Genomic DNA, 20,691 nt, shown 5'->3' on the forward strand with positions numbered 1-20,691 from the left:
AAAACAAGGTTCTTTTAGCTTTTTACTAAAAGTATCAATAGCTAAGAGCAAATTTTGACAGTCTTGACAATAAAGTCAGTAGAGTTTGTAAGGATATTTAGTTTTAATAATAAAAGTGTGGTTAATATTTTATCGGACTATCAAGATACCCTCTCCTAAATTATCTTTAATTAAACGCTATAATTCCCCCTAAAGAGCTGCTATGATCTGCACCCTCTTATCAACCTATAATCTGGAGCTTTGGATACATGTCTCTGAGTGCAGAAGAAAAAGCGGCAATCGTCACCGATTATCGCCAGTCAGATACTGATACCGGGTCGCCGGAGGTGCAGGTTGCGCTATTAACAGCGAGCATTAAGCACCTTACCGAGCACTTTAAAATTCATACCCATGACCATCATTCACGTCGTGGTATGTTAAAAATGGTTAACCAACGTCGTAAATTGTTGGACTACCTCAAACGTAAAGATAATGCACGTTATCAAACGCTGATTGAGCGTCTCGGTCTGCGTCGCTAAACCGATACCCAAAACACCGCCTTGTGCGGTGTTTTGTTTTATAGTTAAATGTTCCCACGATGACACAAGTAACAGACTATCGTTCATGCAGGAAGGTTGTTGAAAAGCGCTGAGCATTAATAGATATAAGGCTACTCTGATAGTCGGAATGCAACCGCGCAAAGCCTGCTAACTCTTTGTTTTCATTTGCTTCTCTTGTCTATCACTACTATAAGCCTTCAGTGCTTCTCAACAGCCTGCCCGTGGCGATCTGTACTTGGTTTTAATAAACCTTAGGAAATAAACATACAGATGGCAAAAGTTACCAAAACCTTTCAATACGGCAATCATACAGTAACCTTAGAAACGGGTGAGATCGCGCGTCAAGCGACTAGTACCATTATGGTGAATATGGATGACACCATTGTCATGGTCGCTGTAGTTGCGAAAAAAGACGCAGACCCAGGGCGTGATTTCTTCCCCCTTACGGTTAATTATCAAGAAAAATTCTATGCAACAGGTCGCATTCCGGGCGGATTCTTCAAGCGTGAAGCCCGTCCTACTGAAGAAGAAACCTTAGTAGCTCGTTTAATTGACCGCCCGATTCGTCCACTTTTCCCCGAAGGGTTTGTGAACGAGATTCAAGTCGTCGCGACGGTGGTGTCATTAAATCCTGAAGCAAGTGCCGATATCGCCGCGATGATTGGTGCTTCAGCAGCACTAAAAGTAGCAGGCGTACCGTTCCAAGGCCCGATTGGTGCGGCACGGGTAGGTTATATCAATGGTCAATATGTACTGAATCCTACGCCTAAACAATTAGAAACTTCGGATCTCGATTTAGTCGTAGCAGGCACACAAGATGCCGTGTTGATGGTGGAATCAGAGGCTAAATTATTATCTGAAGAAATCATGCTCGGTGCCGTTATTTATGGTCATGAGCAGATGCAAGTCGTTATTCAGGCCATTAATGAACTGGCGGCTGAAGTGGCGAATCCTGTATGGGATTGGGTGGCACCGGCACCAAATGAAGAGTTAATTCGTCGTCTGTCTGAAACCTGTGAAGATGAATTGGTCGCCGCTTTCCGTGTGGCAGATAAAATGGAACGTCATGCACGAGTCGAAGAGTCTTATGCGAAAGCCGTTGCGGCGTTAGTGACTCCAGAGGGCAGTACCGTCTCTGAAGAAGATCTGCGTGGTGAGTTTAAAAACTTAGAAAAGAAAGTCGTGCGTGGCAGTATCCTGTCCGGTAATCCACGTATTGACGGACGTGATTTAGTCACTGTGCGTCCTATCACGGTTCGGGTAGGGGTATTACCACGTGCGCATGGTTCGGCACTGTTTACCCGTGGCGAAACTCAAGCGTTAGTAGTGACCACTTTAGGTACGGAAAAAGACTCGCAAATCATCGATGCGATTACCGGCGAATACCGTGATCCTTTCATGTTCCACTACAACTTCCCCCCCTATAGCGTGGGCGAAACCGGACAAATTGGTTCACCGAAGCGTCGTGAAATTGGTCACGGACGTTTAGCCAAACGTGGGGTGAAAGCGACCATTCCAGTGATGCAAGATTTCCCCTATGTGATTCGTTGCGTATCTGAAATTACTGAATCGAATGGTTCAAGCTCGATGGCGAGTGTGTGTGGTAGCTCCCTTGCACTGATGGATGCTGGTGTACCAGTCTCTCAACCCGTGGCAGGTATTGCGATGGGTTTGATTAAAGAAGGTAATGACTACGCCGTATTAAGCGATATTCTAGGTGATGAAGATCATCTAGGTGATATGGATTTTAAAGTCGCTGGTTCACGTAATGGTATTACCGCCTTACAAATGGATATTAAAATCCAAGGTATTACCCGTGAAATTATGGCGAAAGCACTAGAGCAAGCCAAAGGTGGACGTTTATTTATCTTAGGTGAAATGGAAAAAGTTATTTCTGCACCGCGTGATGAATTATCCGAATATGCGCCACGCTATGTCACCATGAAAATTAATCCGGAAAAAATCCGTGAGGTCATTGGTAAAGGTGGCGAAACGATTCGTTCCATTACCGAAGAAACTGGCACTACAATTGATATTAGTGACGATGGCTTTATTAAAATTGCCGCTGTCGATGCAAAAGCTGCCTATGAAGCTCGTAGTCGAATTGAGGCCATTACTGCTGAAGTGGAGTTGAATAAAGTTTATACCGGTAAAGTTGCTCGCATTATGGATTTTGGTGCCTTTGTTACCATTCTACCGGGTAAAGATGGCTTATTACATATTTCACAAATTAGCCAAGAGCGTGTGAATAATGTAACGGATTTTGTTAATGTCGGTGATGTGGTTAAAGTTAAAGTCATTGAAATTGATAAGCAAGGCCGTATGCGTTTAAGCATGAAAGAAGCTATGTAAGCACTCATATTGCTTATAATTTGCAACAAAAAGACCCCTAGTGGGTCTTTTTGTTTTTGAGGAGGATAATGCTGTAGGTTCAAATGGAACGATTAAAGGTTAGGTTAATTATGACCGTTCATACAGAATTATTCGTCGAGTTACCCCATTACAGTTAAAGTTAAATCTCTTCTAGTTCAGGTGCTACAGGTTTTGATACCTTTTGAGTTGAAGTAATATTAGGAATAGAGGGAATAATGGGTGCAATGAGAGTAGGTTTAACGGCTAAAATCCTGATAAAATCATCTTTTTTGCCATGATCAGCCCCTTGGCGAGAACCCCAAACGCCTACTTTATGCTGAGTCATTAAAGCCCAGACCCGAATAAACTGAGCATAGGTAACGACTAAGGCAAAAGCAGGTAATATACGCCAGTCGCGTTTATATTTATGTAAATGAGGGTATTGGCGTATTGCTATGGTTAACATCATACCGACTAGAGCTATTACAAGCGCTTGTATAACTGGTCGATGTGAATCACCTGATAAAATATGATAAGGCCAATAAATAGCGATCATACCGACGGTAAATAGCGCAATTAGAATATCCGTCCAATAAACAAAAAATGCAAACGGATAACGATGTAACCAACGTGAGCGTAAGGTATACCCCTGACTAGTGCGTCCCCACCGCACCCACATTTTAAAAGTCTTTTTAAAAGTGGCGGGGGCGGAAGTCGTAATAACCGCTTCAGGGACTAATACAGTTTTATAACCGGCTTCGAGAATAAAATTAGTAATAACCCGGTCATCACCGGCAATACAACTACGGCGCATAAAACCAAAATAACTAAAGGTATCATTCACTAATTCATCCATACGATGTTCAATTAATGAGGTTTTTGCAGCATACATTCTACCGGGTAAACAGGCTATTTGACCAAATAAACTAGCTGCTGCCATAGAGGAGTTAAGGCGAGCATCTTCCAGCCAAAAACTAATGCGTTCGCTTAAAGTGCGTGGATTATGTACGAGTTGTGCAGTGGTAACGCCTCCTATCATGGGATCAGAAAAAGGAGAGAGTAAGTTTAAAACCACTTGATCATCTTTAGGAATGGTATCAGAATCTAAAAAGATGGTAATATCATAAAGAATGTCACGCTTACGAGCTTCTTTTAATAAAGCACGTAGATTTTTACGCTTATTACGAGCATCTGTACCTAATACGACATCCGCATATTGATGAGCAATCTTATATTGTTCTGAGTCAAAATCATCATTTTGCCAGCCATCAATAATGGCGATAATCGCAAATTTCTCACAGCCTACCTCTAAAGCATGGCGAGTTTTAGCAATACATTGCTCTAGTATAATAGGATCTTCTTTATAGATGGTCAAAACTACTGTGGCATTTTTTTTAGTCAGTGGGTAGTTCTGAATAAGCTTCCTTTTCTTTAGCTGGTAAAAAACTCCGGCTAATAACATTCGAGGTAGCATAGCTACCCACACAAAAATTACATAGAATTCAAATAAAAACCATTGATTAGTATGCCATGTAATATTAAAGAGGTAGATAAGCTCAAGCATAATGATAGTCTTATGTTTATTAGTTAATTGACACAGTTATTCCTAATAAGCTATTTATGAGTAGCTTATTGTCCAAGTGCTAAATTTTATCTTTAATAGGGGCGTGTTTTAATACTTTATATTAATTAGATCTTATTATAGTTACTGAGACCAATTACCACCAAAACTACTTTCGACACCTATGTATACTTGGTTTTCAGCGCTGCGACCAATCAGTGTATTGCGATCATAAATTTCAGGGGTTTTACCTAAATATTCGATACGTCCAACGCCCGTAAATACGCACGTTTTACCCCATTGCTCGGCACTTTCTTGGCAAAAACGTACATCGGCTTTGGCACTCACTTGATTATTCCACCATTGATTATTATTGGAGGAGACAACACCACCTACGGTGAATTGTGGGCCAAAGCTTTTACCATTACCTAAATCCCAGATAACCGCTTGATTAGCATTAGCACGAATACGCGAGCCTATATAACCAAATTGATCACCCGTTACGGTATTGAGTGCAGGGTTTTCTGTTTCAGTCATGAAATGTTCCGCCCGCATATAAACCGACCAAGGTGTGGAGGGCTGACCACAGGTCGGCTCTTGTACGGTTCTTTTAATTTTTTTCATTTTCTTAGGCGGCGGACAAGTACCTGTACGAGTGGTTTTAATCGCTTTAGTTCTATTTAAAGTAGTAGGTGTCTCATCTGCGACATCAACCGTAATCAGTTCATCTACTATTTCCTCTCCTGCTGCTAATTCAACTCGATTATTATGAGCTTGCACAGCCTGTGTTTTAGTGACTCTTGTGTTAGTAGCAGCATTGGAATGCTCTTGGCCTTGAGACTCTATTTTATGTTTCCCCGGCGATGATTTTCGTTTTTTCTTTATAGCATGGCTAGTCGTATGGCTTTTAGCAAAACCGGCGGCTCTAAAATCATCAATAAGCGCTCTAAATTCAGGTTTTTCTTCTTTATATAATTGCCAGTTAATCTGCTTGGTATTAGAGGCTAAACCTGGTGCTATAGATTCAAAGAAGAAAGTAACGTGTTCCACACGAGTAAATTCATCTTGAATGGCATTTAGCATATCGCGATACCATTCAATACGATTAACACCACATTTATCAGTAGTAGCCGTTTCGGCAACGCCAATCGGTTTGCTAGTAATGGTCGTTAGTTTTTCATAGGCGGGACGAAATTCTTCGGCAAAGGATTTAGCTTTAGTGTGACTAGGTGAGGTACCGCAGCGGTTATAACTTGAAATCGTCACTTGATCTACATAATCATCTCCCGCATATAGCTGGGCGAAATCGTTGGTTTTACCATTAGCACTTTTGCGATTGTAATTTTGATCAAAGCGCACTAATCCATCAGCTTGCTCACGAATTAGGGTCACAATATGTCTAAAAGCAGGGGCGAAGTCTTCAGGTCTATTAGGTTTTTTATAGGCGTGCCAAGCATACCAATCACCATTACCTTCATAAAGTGGACGAATCGTAATAGGCCGACCATCTTGTTTAATCAGTTGACCCAATTTTCTTAAGTCATCGTCATAATGCCCCTCTAAAATAGCTGCTAATAAACTGCCCTCTACTTTAGGGATTTTTAAAATAAGCAGAATATCGTAATTACCCCGAAAGCGGTCATAAGGATGCGTTGCAAAGGAGCCTAAAGTCCAATAAACGGCAGCATGATCCATATTGCCTAATACTTCGGATTCTTGTTCATAGCGGTCTACGCCTTGGGTAGCAGAGAGACCGAGACTCACTTCTCTAGCCATTGCTATCGGTGTCGTGAGTAAAGAAATACATAGCAGAGAAATAAGTGATAAGAGTTTCACCGCGGTTAACTCCTGTTAATGAGGTAATTAGCCTGAGCTGGTTATAATTTTTGCGTTATAGCTGTTTGTCGTTAAATGATAACTCTTTTATAGCTAAGGCTATTAAAAATAAGATAAATGGATGGATTTTGTTAAATACTATTTAACTAGATTTGTATTAGAAGAGTGGGATGAGTGTGATATTAGCGCTAGGGTGGTGGCTAATGTTGCAATATTGACACACTGGTTTTAATCACGTAGCTTTCTCGCCTCCTAGGTGCGTCTAGTGGAGGATACATTCCTATCCTTACACGAAAGACGATAAACGGGAAGTTGGTGCGTAATAGTCCACTATTATTAAGCCAACGCTGCCCCCGCAACGGTAAATGAGTACGCTATTGCATCAATGTCACTGTGAGTAGTCATGGGAAGACGCAATAGGGAATTTAGCTATTCCACTCATAAGCCCGGATACCGGCCTAAGATTCTTGAGTTCTGTTATTGAGCTTGTTCTTTTTTTACCTTGTTACTGCGCGGTGGGCGCGGTAGTTGGATAGCCTTATGAAAACCCCTTTAAGTGCCGCTGTGAGCGGTTTTATTATTTTATTTCCCCTGACTTTACCCAGTTTTGCCGCTGATCAGCCCTTAGAGATTGTCATTACCGCTGGGCGTAAATCCCAGCCTATTAAAGACACCTTAGCGCCTGTTACAGTGATTACCCGTGAGGATATTAAACGTTGGCAAGTTACTGATGTAGTGGATGTACTGCGGCGTGTACCAAGTTTAAACGTAGTCAATCAAGGGGGGGCGGGCAAATTAACCACTATTAATCTACGCGGTAGCAATGCGAATCAGGTCTTAGTGTTAGTCGACGGAGCAAAAGTGGGTTCTGCTACAACGGGATTAACCGCCTTTGAATTTTTACCCTTAGATCAGATTGAACGTATTGAAGTAGTGCGTGGGCCGCGTTCAAGCCTATATGGTTCAGAGGCCATTGGGGGGGTGATTCAGATTTTTACCCGTCGCGATAGTGCGCGGGGATTTAAACCGAGTGCCAGTATGGCGGTGGGTACAGACAATACCCGTCAGGTGAATGTCAATCTGGCAGGCGGCAATGGTCGTAGTTGGTTTAATGCTAATGCAGGCTATGAAAAGACTGATGGTATTAATGCCTTGGCCTTAAATTGGGATGGCACGCCAAATACTGAAACTGATAAAGACGGTTTTGAGAGCCAAAATCTGTCGCTGCGTACGGGGCATCGCTTTAATAATGGTGCTACCGTAGAAATGAGCGCATTACGAGCGCAAGGTGAGAATCAATTTGATGGTACAGTGAGTGATCGCGAGGAGTTTGTCCAACAAGTATTGAGTGCTAAGGGCAATGTGCCCCTCAGTTTACGTACCCAACTAGCCTTGCAATTAAGCCAAACTCGTGATGAGCGCGATAGCTTTCAAGGAGTGGTATTTAGTAATCGGTTTGATACCCAACGCAACAATGCGACGGTGCAGCTTAATTCCCAGCTTACCGAGCGCGATCAACTGACCTTAGGTTTAGACGATCAAACTGATAAGGTTGATAGCACAACGGCTTTCACCGTTACGAAACGGAATAATCAGGGGTATTTTTTAGGCTATCAAAAGAAATTAGGGAAGACTCAGCTCGATACAGCATTACGTTACGATGATAATGAGCAATTTGGCAGTGCTAAAACAGGAAGTATCGGAGTAGGCCGCGCATTAACGGCGAATACACGAGCGACTTTAACCTATGGGACGGCCTTTAAAGCCCCCACTTTTAATGACCTTTATTTTCCTAATAGTTTTGGCTTTAGTGGCAATCCTAATTTAAACCCCGAAAAGGCACGTAATATTGAGTTAGGCTTACAAGGTAATCTTGCCCATGGTAATTGGTATGCTCAGGCTTTTCACAATAATATTAAAGACCTAATTAACTATGAATATGATAGTAATACGGGCTTAGGCACAATGAATAATGTGGATAAGGCGAAAATAAAAGGCATAGAGTTAGGTTTTAATCAATCTCGTGGAGCTTGGCAAAGTAATATTAGTGCGACTTATCAGCAGCCTAAGAGTGCGTCCGGTTCAACGGATGGAAAGTGGCTTGTACGCCGTCCGCAAACTCAATTGAAATTGGATCTTGACCGCAGTGTGGGGCGTGGCTCCGTCGGTGCTAGTCTGCAAGCGTTTGGCAAGCGTTATGAGGATACTGCGAATACGCAAAAATTGGGTGGGTATGCCACAGTGGATTTACGCGCCCAGTACCCCATTGGTAAAGCAGTTACTGTAGGCGTTAAAATAGGTAATGTATTGGATAAACACTACGAGACAGCGCGAGGGTATAATCAACTAGGTCGAAATGGCTTAGTGACCTTAAACTATACACCTAAATAATTTTAGCATTTAAGGTAAGGGGTGATCATGTCCGAGACGGAGTTGAACAATCGTCATAAAGAACGTATGGCGAAGAAAAAGGCTTTAATCGATGCCAGTATTGCGAGTGCTACTAAGCAAAAAGGTTTGCTCATAGTATTAACAGGTAATGGTAAAGGTAAGTCGAGTTCTGCTTTTGGCATGGTCGCCCGTGCCTTAGGGCATGGGATGAAGGTGGGGGTGGCGCAGTTTATTAAAGCGCGTACCGATACAGGGGAGGAGGCGTTTTTTAGTCGGCAACCTCAGGTCGATTGGCAGGTGTTGGGTGATGGCTTTACTTGGGATACACAGGATCGCAACCAAGATATTGCTACGGCTGAGCGTGGTTGGCGGGTAGCACAGCAGATGCTAACAGATGCTTCGTATCACGTAGTGGTGTTAGATGAGCTGACTTATCTACTGAATTATCAGTATTTAGACAGTGATGTAGTGTTGAATAACCTTATTAACCGTCCGCCTATGCAGCATGTGATCGTGACCGGACGAGCGGCAAGTGAGGCGTTATGTGCATTAGCTGATACGGTGTCTGAGATACAGGATATTAAACATGCTTATCGAGATGGCATACAGGCTCAGTTAGGGATTGATCTGTAGTCTAAGTGTACAGGCTGTTGTGGCAACGGTTCTGCTTTTTTATTTGTTTATGAACCAGATAGATTTTTCTGCATTAAAAACAAGCTTGCTTATAAGTTTTAAATATGGCAATTTAATAGTAAAAGTGCAGCTTGAATGCAAAATAATTAATTAATATTAAAAACATATCGAAAATCAAAATAAATAGCCTAATGAAAATAATTTAAAATTATAACTCTGGGTAAAAAATATTATGTCTATAAAGTATACTCTCTATTCCTTATCTAGAGGTGGAGGGGGGCGTTTGTTGCTAAAACCCTTCCTGATAATGTTACTATTTCTTACTTTTTCCCTCAGCAATGCCTATGCTGCTACGACCCTGAGTGGAACGGTCTTTGATGATCCCAATTATGGTGGGGGCGCTGGGCGCAGCTTAACCACCTCCAGTGGAGTAGGGGTCAGTGGTGCCACCATTGAGTTATACGATGCTACTGGTACGTTAGTGACCACGGTAACCAGCGCTGGCGGAGGTGCTTATAACTTTGCGACGGTAGATCCGGGTGATTACTATGTGCGGGTTGTGAGTGATAGCGTGAACTCCAGCCGCAGTGGTTCAACGGGGGCAGAGCTAGGAGTCATGACCTTCCGCACGGATGGTACAACGGATGTTACCAGTGAAGTCGGGGGACGTAATCCAGCAGTAGCCGATAGTGCCGCCAATAGTGGTACAGAAACCCTCAACACGACAACGTTTGTTTTATCGGGTGGGGGACAAGCCCAAGCAGTACAACCCATTACCGTTGGAGCTACACCGATTAGCGGCGTGGACTTTGGTTTTAACTTCAGCACCATCGTCAATACCAATAATGCGGGGCAAGGCTCGTTACGGCAATTTATTCTTAATAGTAATCTTTTAGCCAATACGGGATTAGATCAAGTAGACAATCCTAGTGATGGCGCACCGGATCCAGCAGCGGGGGTAGAAACCTCCATCTTTATGATTCCGGGGAGCGGTGCCCATACCATTAGCCTTAGTAGTATTTTACCTACTATTACCGGAGCCGCTACCGCTATCGATGCCAGTACCCAAGATGGAGTGAGCTGTAGCGCGGCTACTCGTACTTTAACCGTGACCTTAGATGGAACCAGTGCAGGAAGTCTGGTCAGTGGTTTAAATATTGATGCGGCTAATGTCCATGTACGTGGTATTGCCATTGGTAAGTTTACGGAGTCGGGCATTACAGGGACAGCGAATGGTGATGGCTTAGTCGTGACCTGTAGCAATTTAGGTCTAGCGGCGGATGGTACTACACTCCTCACCAATACCTTACACGGTATCCATGCGAAGAGTGGTCTAAGTGGTTTAATCCTCGGCGGTAGCTCGGTAGATGACCGCAATATTATCTCTGGCAATGCCCGTAATGGAGCCTTTTTAGAGGGGGCTTCTAATGCCATTATTGATCATAACTATATTGGTACCAGTGCGGATGGGTTATCTGCTCGTTCTAATAATCGCGAGGGAGTTGCTTATGCGGGGATTGTCACATCAGCAGCGGCAGCGACCAATATCATGATTCGCAATAATCTGATTTCTGGTGGTGATATTATTACCGGAACAGGGCCGGTTAATGTCACTAGTGGTATTCGTCTAGAGAATTTAAGTAATAATATTACCATTACGGGCAATTTAATTGGTACGAATCCTAGCGGTACCGCCGCTTTAGCCAATACCGGCTATGGTATTTATATTCAAAATGTCACCGATATCACTATCGGGGGACTCACGGCGGCGGAACGCAATATTATTTCGGGGAATGGTAAAGACGGTATTAATACCCGTTTTGGCACCAAACGCCTGAATATTTATGGTAACTACATTGGTGTCGATATTACCGGCACAGTGGCTCTAGGTAATACGGATAATGGTATTTTCTTAGCCGATACCCAAACCACCAATATTGGTAATGCTGATCCTTCAGGGCGCAATATTATTACCGGCAATAAAATCAGCGGTATTCGCAATAGTGCTTCCACCATTACCTCGATCGCGGGTAACTATATCGGGGTGGATGCCACAGGCACAGCAGCGCCAGGTAATACCTTACATGGTATTTTCGTACAAAATTCCAGTGATGTGACCATCGGGGGTAGCACGGTAGGGGCACGCAATGTGGTCTCTGGTAATAAAGTGATTGGTATTTTCATGCAAAATATTAACGCTGCCACTACTACTACTACCCGCATCGAAGGCAACTATATTGGTCTATTACCCGATGGGGATACTGCAGCCGGTAATACTCAGTCAGGGATTGAAAGCTCGTGGTCTGCAGGTACATTAACCGGCAATGTGATTCATAACAATGTTATTTCAGGCAATAAGACGCGCGGGATTCACCCTGTGAATAGTGCCAGTACTACTATTACTAATAATATTATCGGTTTAAATGCGGCAGGTACGGCTGCCCGTCCAAACATAGAGCATGGGATTGATATTGATATCGCTGCCAGTGATTTATTGATCGAGAACAATGTTATTTCAGGGAATACTAAATCGGGTATTCGGGTGTTCACGGGTACGGCTACGAACGGGCGGATTATTAATAATCGGATTGGTGTGGGTGTTGATGGTGTTACCGCTTTTGGCAATAGTATTTCAGGGATTTTGATCGACGGCGCTACGGGTATTACGGTGGGCGGCAGTGGGGCAACCGATTCCAATATTATTGCTTATAATACAGGCGATGCCGTATCTCTCACTGGTACGGGTAGCAAGGCGAATATTATTAGTCGCAATATCATGTTTGCGAATACAAACCTAGGTATCGATTTAGATGATAATAATGTCACCCTTAATGATGGTAGTGCGCTCAGCACCGGAGCCAATGAGGGCTTGAACTTCCCACAATTCAAACAAGTTACCTTATTAGGTGGCAATTTAACCGTAAATGGTTGTGCGCCTGCGGGGGCTACTATTGAGCTATTTGAGGCCGATGTATCACCGACTTCTGGCTCTGGCGTGGCAGCAGGCTCGAATCAAATAGGGCGTACGCTAGATTATGGTGAGGGTGAGCGTTATTTAGCGACCTTTGTCGAGGGTGTGGGTGAGGAAACACCGACTACTACCATTGACTGCGCAACATTGACCGATACAGATGCGAATAATGCTACCGGAATGAGTGTGTTCCAATGGACGATACCAGTTCCTAGCAATGTTGTATTAGGGGATAAGCTAACCGCAACTTCAACGATTGCGGCCTCTGGGACTTCAGAGTTTTCCAGTGTTTCATCAGTAGTTTTAGGTAATGTCGCTCCGGTGATTACCAGTGATGGTGGGGGAGCTACTGCTGCTCTATCTGTAGCTGAAAATCAAACCGCAGTGACTACAGTAACCGCTACCGATGCGAACCCTACTGATACTTTGACTTACTCTGTTAACGGAGGAGCGGATGCGGCTAAGTTTGCTATTAATGCATCTACTGGCGTATTGACTTTTGTTACTGCTCCAGACTTTGAAAATCCGACCGATGCCGATACGAATAATACCTATCTAGTACAAGTGACGGTAGACGATGGCAATGGCGGGACAACCATTCAAGACCTCACTATCACTGTAACGGATGCTGCCGAAAATGTAGCACCTGTGATTAGTAGTGATGGCGGAACTGCAACGGCTGCCTTGTCAGTTGCTGAAAATCAAACCGCTGTTACCACAGTAACCGCAACCGATGCGAACCCTACCGATACTCTAACTTACTCCATTACTGGTGGAGCCGATTCAGCTAAGTTTGCGATTGATACAAATACGGGGGTACTGACCTTCACTACCGCACCTGACTTTGAAAATCCGACCGATGCTGATACTAATAATACCTATCTGGTTCAAGTGACTGTATCTGATGGTAATGGCGGTACAGATATCCAAGATATCACTGTGACCGTAACCGATGTTGCGGAAAATGTGGCACCTGATATCACTAGTGATGGCGGAACTGCTACCGCTGCTCTATCTGTAGCTGAAAATCAAACCGCAGTGACTACTGTCGCCGCAACGGATGCAAATGGTGATACCTTAACTTACTCCATTAGTGGTGGAACCGATGCGGCTAAGTTTGCGATTGATACAAATACGGGGGTACTGACCTTCACTACCGCACCTGACTTTGAAAATCCGACCGATGCTGATACTAATAATACCTATTTGGTACAAGTGACTGTATCTGATGGTAATGGTGGGACTGATGTTCAGGATATAACCGTCACTGTTACAGATGTTGCGGAAAATGTGGCACCTGATATCACTAGTGATGGCGGAACTGCTACCGCTGCTCTATCTGTAGCTGAAAATCAAACGGCAGTTACTACGGTTACGGCAACCGATGCGAATCCGACCGATACTCTAACTTACTCCATTAGTGGTGGAACCGATGCGGCTAAGTTTGCGATTGATACAAATACGGGGGTACTGACCTTCATTACCGCACCGGACTTTGAAAATCCAACCGATGCTGATACCAATAATGCGTATGAAGTACAAGTGACTGTATCTGATAACAATGGTGGCACAGATATCCAAGATATCACTGTGACGGTAACGGATGTTGCGGAAAACATTGCTCCGGTAATTACCAGTGATGGAGGCGGTGCGACGGCAGCACTCAGTGTTCCTGAGGGTACAGCAACGGTGACTACTGTAGTAGCAACAGATGCAAATCCTACTGATACCTTGACTTACTCTATTAGTGGGGGCGTCGATGCGGCATTGTTTGGTATTGACGCAAGTACGGGGGTATTAATCTTTAATACTATTCCTAATTTCACAACCCCGACTGATGCGGATAGCAATAATGTTTACGAGGTGCAAGTGAGCGTTTCGGATGGTCAGGCTACGGCGGTGCAGGATTTGACTGTGACGGTGACGGATGTCTCGGTACAGGTACTAGAGTATACCGTGCGTCGTGCTGTGGATGGGCGTTATCATGTCTATATGCGTCCGACTATAGATCCGGTATTAGGCCCTAATCTAAGCTTTACTGGACAGATTACGCTCACCGTTCCAACGGGCGTAGGTGCTAATCAATTTATGGTGAATGATTTGCAAACGGCTGTACCGGGTGTGACATGGGCAATGAATTCACGGGCAAATGCGCCTACCGAAAGCAGTGGCACGGATTACCTATCCTTTAACTTCACTCCGAATGGTACGAATCTATTTAACTGGCAAGCGGGCGTAGAGTTGGAGGTATTTAACTTTACTAATCCGAATGCCTGCGTGGGGGTTGTGGCAGTAATGGAGGATGCTGATCCGTTTAATGCGCAACCTAACTCCGTCGGTTCAGTGCCAGGGAATCAATTTACCAATACCGGCTGGGGTTCACCTACTGATAATAATTACCTCGCTAATTATGGTAGCCCAGTTGATTGTGTGAATAATGTTCCTCCGGTTATTAACAGCGATGGTGGAGGTGCTACAGCGGCACTCTCAATGGTTGAAAACCAAACTGCAGTGACTACCGTAACCGCAACCGATGCCAATACGACTGATACCTTAACCTACTCTATTAGTGGTGGGGCAGATGCGGCGAAGTTTGCGATTGATGCGACTACTGGTGTATTAAGCTTTGTTACAGCACCAAGCTTTGCTACTCCAACGGATGCGGATACTAATAATGTGTATGAGGTGCAAGTCACCGTAACCGATAGTAGTGCTAATACGGCGGTGCAAGATATTAGTGTAACGATCACTAGTACACCTGCTGGGGTAGTCGTGCAAGTACGTGGTTTCTTGCAAGGGCCGTTTAATGGTTCTACTAGCTTAATGGAGGATAGTTTACGCACACTCAATCTTATCCCTAGTGCACAGCCTTATACGATGGCACCCTTTGCTTATACCGGAACAGAGTCAGCGGATAATACTTTGCTGGCGGTCAGTGGTAATGATGCAATAGTGGATTGGGTATTGGTAGAGTTGCGCGATGCAGCTAGCCCAACGACTATCTTGGCGCAACAGGCAGCACTTTTACAACGGGATGGCGATGTGGTAAGGCCAGATACTGGCAGTGTAGACCTAACCTTCTCTAGTATAAGTGCAGGGAATTACTATGTATCTTTACGCCATCGCAATCATCTTGGTGTTATAAGTGCTAGTGCCTTGCCGTTGAGTTCTACTCCGACTATGGTCGACTTCATCCAACTCAGTACAGCAGTCATGGGGACTAATCCGCGCATGCAGGCGGCAGGTCTAGCACTGATGTGGGCTGGGGATGCCAATCGGACGAGTCAGGTTATTGCAAGTGGTCCGAATAATGACACTAGCGATATCTTAGGTGTGGTGTTGATGGCGGTGAATAATACCCTGCTCAACAGCAACTTTAGACTCGATGGCTATCAAGTAACGGACTTAGATCTGAATGGTTCCACTTTATTTGCCGGCCCTAGTAACGATACTAACTTGGTGATTGGTAATGTGTTAGTGCACCCAGGGAATAGTACCTACTCAGCTAATTTCGTGATACAGGGAGGTATTCCACAAAATTAATAAATAGTTACTGTTCTGAGAAACTAAAAAGCCACCTCTGAATTAGAGGTGGCTTTTTTTATTGGATAATTAGCTAATCAACAGTAAGAGATATTATTTTTATTGATAATAATATAACCAATACCGAAGTTAATTTGTTTGAGTGTTTATCTGGCAATTTTAATGCTTAATAGCAGTCTTTTTTCTGTATTAAAAACAAGCTTGCTTATAAGTTTTAAATATGGCAATTTAATATAGAAGTGTCACTTGGTTTTAATATATTTATATTAAAAATATATCAGAATCAAAATAAATAGCCTGATGAAAATAATTTAAAATTATAACTCTGGGTAAAAAATATCATGTCTATAAAATATACTCTCTATCCCTTTTTCAGAGGTGGTGGGGGTCATTTTTCTCTCAAACCCTCCTTTCTTATCTTACTGCTGCTTACCTTTTTCCTCAGCAATGCCTATGCTGCCACGACCTTGAGTGGAACGGTCTTTGATGATCCCAATTATGGTGGGGGAGCCGGACGCAGCTTAGCCACTTCCAGTGGATTAGGGGTCAGTGGTGCCACCATTGAGTTATACGATGCTACTGGTACGCTAGTGACTACGGTAACCAGCGCCGGTGGGGGCGCTTATAACTTTGCGACGGTAGATCCGGGTGATTACTATGTGCGGGTTGTGAGTGATTCAGTAAACGCCAGCCGCAGTGGTTCAACGGGTGCCGAGCTAGGGGTGATGACCTTCCGCACTGATGGTACTACAGATGTCACTAGTGAAGTGGGGGGGCGCAATCCCGCTGTAGCCGATAGTGCCGCCAATAGTGGTACAGAAACCCTCAACACGACAACGTTTGTTTTATCGGGTGGGGGACAAGCCCAAGCAGTACAACCCATTACGGTTGGAGCCACACCGATTAGCGGCGTGGACTTTGGTTTTAACTTCAGCACCATCGTCAATACCAATAATGCGGGGCAAGGTTCGTTACGGCAATTTATTCTTAATAGCAATCTCTTAGCCAATACTGGCCTCGATCAAGTAGATAATCCCAGTGATGGCGCACCGGATCCAGCGGCGGGGGTAGAAACCTCCATCTTTATGATTCCGGGGAGCGGTGCCCATACCATTAGCCTTAGTAGTATTTTACCTACTATTACCGGAGCGGCTACCGCTATCGATGCCAGTACCCAAGACGGGGTGAGCTGTAGCGCGGCTACTCGTACTTTAACCGTGACCTTAGATGGAACCAGTGCAGGAAGTCTGGTCAGTGGTTTAAACATTGATGCAGCTAATGTCCATGTGCGTGGTATTGCGATTGGTAAGTTTACGGAGTCGGGTATTACAGGGACAGCGAATGCCGATGGCTTAGTCGTGACCTGTAGCAATTTAGGGTTAGCTGCCGATGGGACTACACTCCTAACTAATACCTTACACGGTATCCATGCTAAGAGTGGTCTAAGTGGTTTAATCCTCGGCGGTAGCTCGGTAGATGACCGCAATATTATCTCTGGTAATGGACGCAATGGAGCCTTTTTAGAAGGGGCTTCTAATGCCATTATTGATCATAACTATATTGGTACCAGTGCGGATGGCTTGTCGGCTCGTTCTAATAATCAGGAGGGAGCCGCAACATATGGTGGGGTTGCCACCTCAACCGTAGCCGCCACCAATATTATGATCCGTAATAACCTGATTTCAGGGGGGAGTATTATTGTAGGGATTAATGTTACCAGCGGTATTCGTTTAGAGAATTTAAGTAATAATATTACCGTGACCGGTAACTTGATCGGTACTAATCCTAGTGGTACAGCCGCTTTAGCGAATAGTGGTTATGGTATTTATATTCAAAATGCCACCGATATCACTATCGGGGGACTCACCGTAGCCGAGCGCAATATTATTTCGGGGAATGGTAGAGATGGTATTAATACTCGTTTTGGTACCAAACGGGTCAATATCTATGGTAACTATATCGGGGTGGACATTACCGGAGCGGTTGCATTGGGTAATACCGATAATGGTATTTTCTTAGCCGATACCCAAACCACCAATATTGGTAATGCGGATCCTTCAGGGCGCAATATTATTACTGGCAATAAAATCAGCGGTATTCGCAATAGTGCTTCTACCATTACCACGATCGCGGGTAACTATATTGGGGTAGATGCTTCGGGTACAGCAGCACTGGGGAATACCTTACACGGTATTTATGTACAAAACTCCATCGATGTAACCATTGGGGGGAGTACGGTAGGGGCACGTAATGTGGTCTCTGGTAATAAAACGATTGGTATCTTCCTGCAAAACAGCTCGTCTACCGCGACCACTACTGCCCGCATCGAAGGTAACTATATTGGCCTATTACCCGATGGGGATACCGCAGCCGGTAATACTCAATCAGGGATTGAAAGCGCGTGGTCTGTGGGGACACTAACCGGCAATGTGATTCACAATAACGTCATTTCTGCGAATAAAACCCGTGGAATTCATCCTGTGAATAGTGCCAATACCACGATTACCAATAATATCGTGGGTTTAAATGCGGCGGGTACGGCGGCTCGTCCAAATCTTGAGCATGGTATTGATATTGATATCGCCGCCAGTAATTTATTGATCGAGAACAATATTGTTTCGGGCAATACCAAGGCCGGTATTCATGTGCTTTCAGGTACGGCTACCAATAGTCGAATTATAAATAATAAGATCGGTGTGGCAGGTGATGGAGTAACAGCATTTGGTAATGGAATGTCTGGGGTATGGTTAGAGGGTACTAACAGTGTCACCGTGGGCGGCAGTGGCGCAACCGATGCGAATATTATTGCCCATAACACGGGCGATGGCGTGTCGCTGAGTGGCACCAATAATAAAATGAACATTATTAGTCGCAATATGATCTTTGCGAATAGTAATCTAGGGATTGATTTAGATAAAAATAATGTCACCCTCAATGATGGCAGTGCGCTTAGTACCGGAGCCAATGAGGGACTGAATTTCCCGCAATTTAAACAGGTGGCTTTGTTAGGTGGTAATTTAACCATAAATGGTTGTGCGCCTGCGGGAGCTACCATTGAGCTATTTGAGGCGGATGTATCACCCACTTCAAGCTCTGGTGTCGCGGCAGGTTCTAATCAAATAGGCCGTACGCTAGATTATGGTGAGGGGGAACGTTATCTCGCTACCTTTGTCGAGGGGGTAGGCGAGGAAGTGCCGACTACAGCCATTGACTGTGCCACCTTGACCGATAGTGATGCCAATAATGCTACCGGAATGAGTGTGTTCCAATGGACGATACCTGCCCCTAGCAATATCGTATTAGGGGATAAAATCACCGCGACCTCAACCATTGCCGCTTCAGGTACTTCTGAGTTTTCTAATATCACTGTGACTAGTTTAGGTAATGTAGCTCCTGATATTACTAGTGATGGAGGCGGCGCTACTGCGGCTCTATCAGTGCCTGAGAATCAAACCGTAGCGACCACTGTTACAGCCACTGATGCGAATGGTGATACCTTAACTTACTCCATTACCGGAGGAGCAGATGCGGCCTTATTTAGTATCGATGCAAGTACGGGGGTGTTAACCTTTATTGCAGCACCTGACTTTGAGTTACCGACCGATGCCGATAGTAATAATGTATATGAGGTGCAAGTGACTGTGGATGATGGTAATGGTGAAACCGATGTTCAGGATATAACGATTACTGTGACGGATGCTGCTGAAAATATTGCTCCAGTGATTACCAGTGATGGAGGCGGAGCAACCACAAGCGTGAGTATTCCTGAAAACACTACCAGTGTAACAACCGTAACCGCTACGGATGCAAATGGTGATACTTTAACTTACTCCATTAGTGGGGGCGCGGATGCCGCATTGTTTAGTATTGATGCATCTACTGGGATATTAACCTTTAATGCTGCACCTGACTTTGAAAATCCGACCGATGCAGATACTAATAATACTTATCTAGTACAAGTGACTGTAAGTGATGGTAATGGTGGGACAGATGTTCAGGATATAACCATTACGGTGACAGATATTGCTGAGGATGTCGTGATTCAAGTACGCGGATTCCTACAAGGGCCGTTTAATAGCACGACTGGATTAATGGAGGATACCCTACGTACTCTCAGCCTTATTCCAGCTACACAACCCTATACTAATGCACCCTTCGCTTATGGCGGAATGGAGCTAGCTGATAATACCCTGATGGCGGTTAGTGGTAACGATGCGGTTGTGGATTGGGTCTTAGTGGAATTGCGCGATGCAACTGATCCTACGGTTATTCTGGCGCAACAAGCCGCACTATTACAACGAGATGGCGATGTCGTGAAACCTGATACAGGGAGTATTGATTTGACCTTCGCAGGTATGAGTGCAGGTAACTATTACGTGTCGCTCCGTCATCGTAACCATCTAGGTGTGATGAGTGCAACGGCGCTTCCCTTAAGTCCTACTCCAACCATGGTCGATTTTACTCAAACTAGTACTATGGTATTCGGTATGGAGGCTCGATTACAGGTGGGGAGTATTGCCCTCATGTGGGCAGGGGATGCGAATAAGTCTAATCAGGTTATTTCGAGTGGCCCGAATAATGATACCAGCGATATTTTGGGGTCAGTATTAATGAGTGTAGATAATACCTTACTCAATAGTAACTTTAGACTAGAAGGCTATCGCGTCACCGATTTAGATATGGATGGCTCAACGCTATTTGCCGGCCCTGGTAATGATACTAACTTGGTGATGGGTAATGTATTAATGCACCCACTCAATAGCACCTATTCGGCTAACTTTGTAGTGCAAGGAGGCATTCCTCAATAAAGCACTTGTATTAATAATACAAGAAAAAGCCATCTCTAATTTGAGGTGGCTTTTTTA

8 protein-coding genes and 1 riboswitch are annotated in these 20,691 nt (G+C 44.3%); of the genes, 6 read left to right on the forward strand and 2 right to left on the reverse strand.

Annotated features, from left to right (window positions below):
* Positions 1-248: 248 nt before the first annotated feature.
* Positions 249-518 carry a 30S ribosomal protein S15 gene (gene rpsO, locus A3IK_RS0104500; RefSeq protein WP_020558786.1) on the forward strand — a complete coding sequence of 90 codons (270 nt, stop codon included), beginning with the start codon at positions 249-251 and terminating at the stop codon, positions 516-518.
* Between the two features lie 291 nt (positions 519-809).
* Positions 810-2,891, forward strand: coding sequence for a polyribonucleotide nucleotidyltransferase (pnp, locus tag A3IK_RS0104505; protein ID WP_020558787.1), 2,082 nt, complete (start codon positions 810-812; stop codon positions 2,889-2,891).
* A 160-nt stretch (positions 2,892-3,051) separates the two neighbouring features.
* Here pnp and A3IK_RS20150 read toward each other — a convergent pair whose 3' ends face one another.
* Both A3IK_RS20150 and A3IK_RS0104515 read right to left on the reverse strand, forming a co-directional pair.
* Positions 3,052-4,455, reverse strand: coding sequence for a glycosyltransferase (locus tag A3IK_RS20150; protein WP_020558788.1), 1,404 nt, complete (start codon positions 4,453-4,455; stop codon positions 3,052-3,054).
* A 141-nt stretch (positions 4,456-4,596) separates the two neighbouring features.
* A complete protein-coding gene (locus A3IK_RS0104515; protein WP_020558789.1) occupies positions 4,597-6,288 on the reverse strand; it encodes a glycoside hydrolase family 26 protein in 1,692 nt (563 codons plus the stop codon).
* A 237-nt stretch (positions 6,289-6,525) separates the two neighbouring features.
* A riboswitch (cobalamin riboswitch) is annotated at positions 6,526-6,764 on the forward strand.
* A gap of 64 nt (positions 6,765-6,828) precedes the next feature.
* Between A3IK_RS0104515 and A3IK_RS0104520 the strand changes: the two genes are divergently transcribed.
* The 4 genes from A3IK_RS0104520 to A3IK_RS0104535 all read left to right on the forward strand — a co-directional run bounded on the left by A3IK_RS0104520 (position 6,829) and on the right by A3IK_RS0104535 (position 20,634).
* A complete protein-coding gene (locus A3IK_RS0104520; protein WP_020558790.1) occupies positions 6,829-8,679 on the forward strand; it encodes a TonB-dependent receptor domain-containing protein in 1,851 nt (616 codons plus the stop codon).
* A 27-nt stretch (positions 8,680-8,706) separates the two neighbouring features.
* Positions 8,707-9,312 (forward strand): cob(I)yrinic acid a,c-diamide adenosyltransferase, encoded by a 606-nt coding sequence (gene cobO / locus A3IK_RS0104525; protein ID WP_020558791.1) that lies wholly within the window; start codon positions 8,707-8,709, stop codon positions 9,310-9,312.
* Positions 9,313-9,544: 232 nt separating this feature from the next.
* Positions 9,545-15,826, forward strand: coding sequence for a cadherin domain-containing protein (locus A3IK_RS20155; RefSeq protein WP_083915663.1), 6,282 nt, complete (start codon positions 9,545-9,547; stop codon positions 15,824-15,826).
* A 341-nt stretch (positions 15,827-16,167) separates the two neighbouring features.
* Positions 16,168-20,634 carry a beta strand repeat-containing protein gene (locus A3IK_RS0104535; protein ID WP_020558793.1) on the forward strand — a complete coding sequence of 1,489 codons (4,467 nt, stop codon included), beginning with the start codon at positions 16,168-16,170 and terminating at the stop codon, positions 20,632-20,634.
* Positions 20,635-20,691: the final 57 nt, after the last annotated feature.

Origin of the sequence: Thiofilum flexile DSM 14609 (genome assembly GCF_000380185.1) — a bacterium.
GTDB classification, from domain to species: domain Bacteria; phylum Pseudomonadota; class Gammaproteobacteria; order Thiotrichales; family Thiotrichaceae; genus Thiofilum; species Thiofilum flexile.

Bases quoted from the DNA above. Each gene is read 5' to 3' on its own strand.
- rpsO (WP_020558786.1), top strand. From the start codon at position 249: ATGTCTCTGAGTGCAGAAGAAAAAGCGGCAATCGTCACCGATTATCGC.
- pnp (WP_020558787.1), top strand. From the start codon at position 810: ATGGCAAAAGTTACCAAAACCTTTCAATACGGCAATCATACAGTAACC.
- A3IK_RS20150 (WP_020558788.1), bottom strand. From the start codon at position 4,455: ATGCTTGAGCTTATCTACCTCTTTAATATTACATGGCATACTAATCAA.
- A3IK_RS0104520 (WP_020558790.1), top strand. From the start codon at position 6,829: ATGAAAACCCCTTTAAGTGCCGCTGTGAGCGGTTTTATTATTTTATTT.
- cobO (WP_020558791.1), top strand. From the start codon at position 8,707: ATGTCCGAGACGGAGTTGAACAATCGTCATAAAGAACGTATGGCGAAG.
- A3IK_RS20155 (WP_083915663.1), top strand. From the start codon at position 9,545: ATGTCTATAAAGTATACTCTCTATTCCTTATCTAGAGGTGGAGGGGGG.
- A3IK_RS0104535 (WP_020558793.1), top strand. From the start codon at position 16,168: ATGTCTATAAAATATACTCTCTATCCCTTTTTCAGAGGTGGTGGGGGT.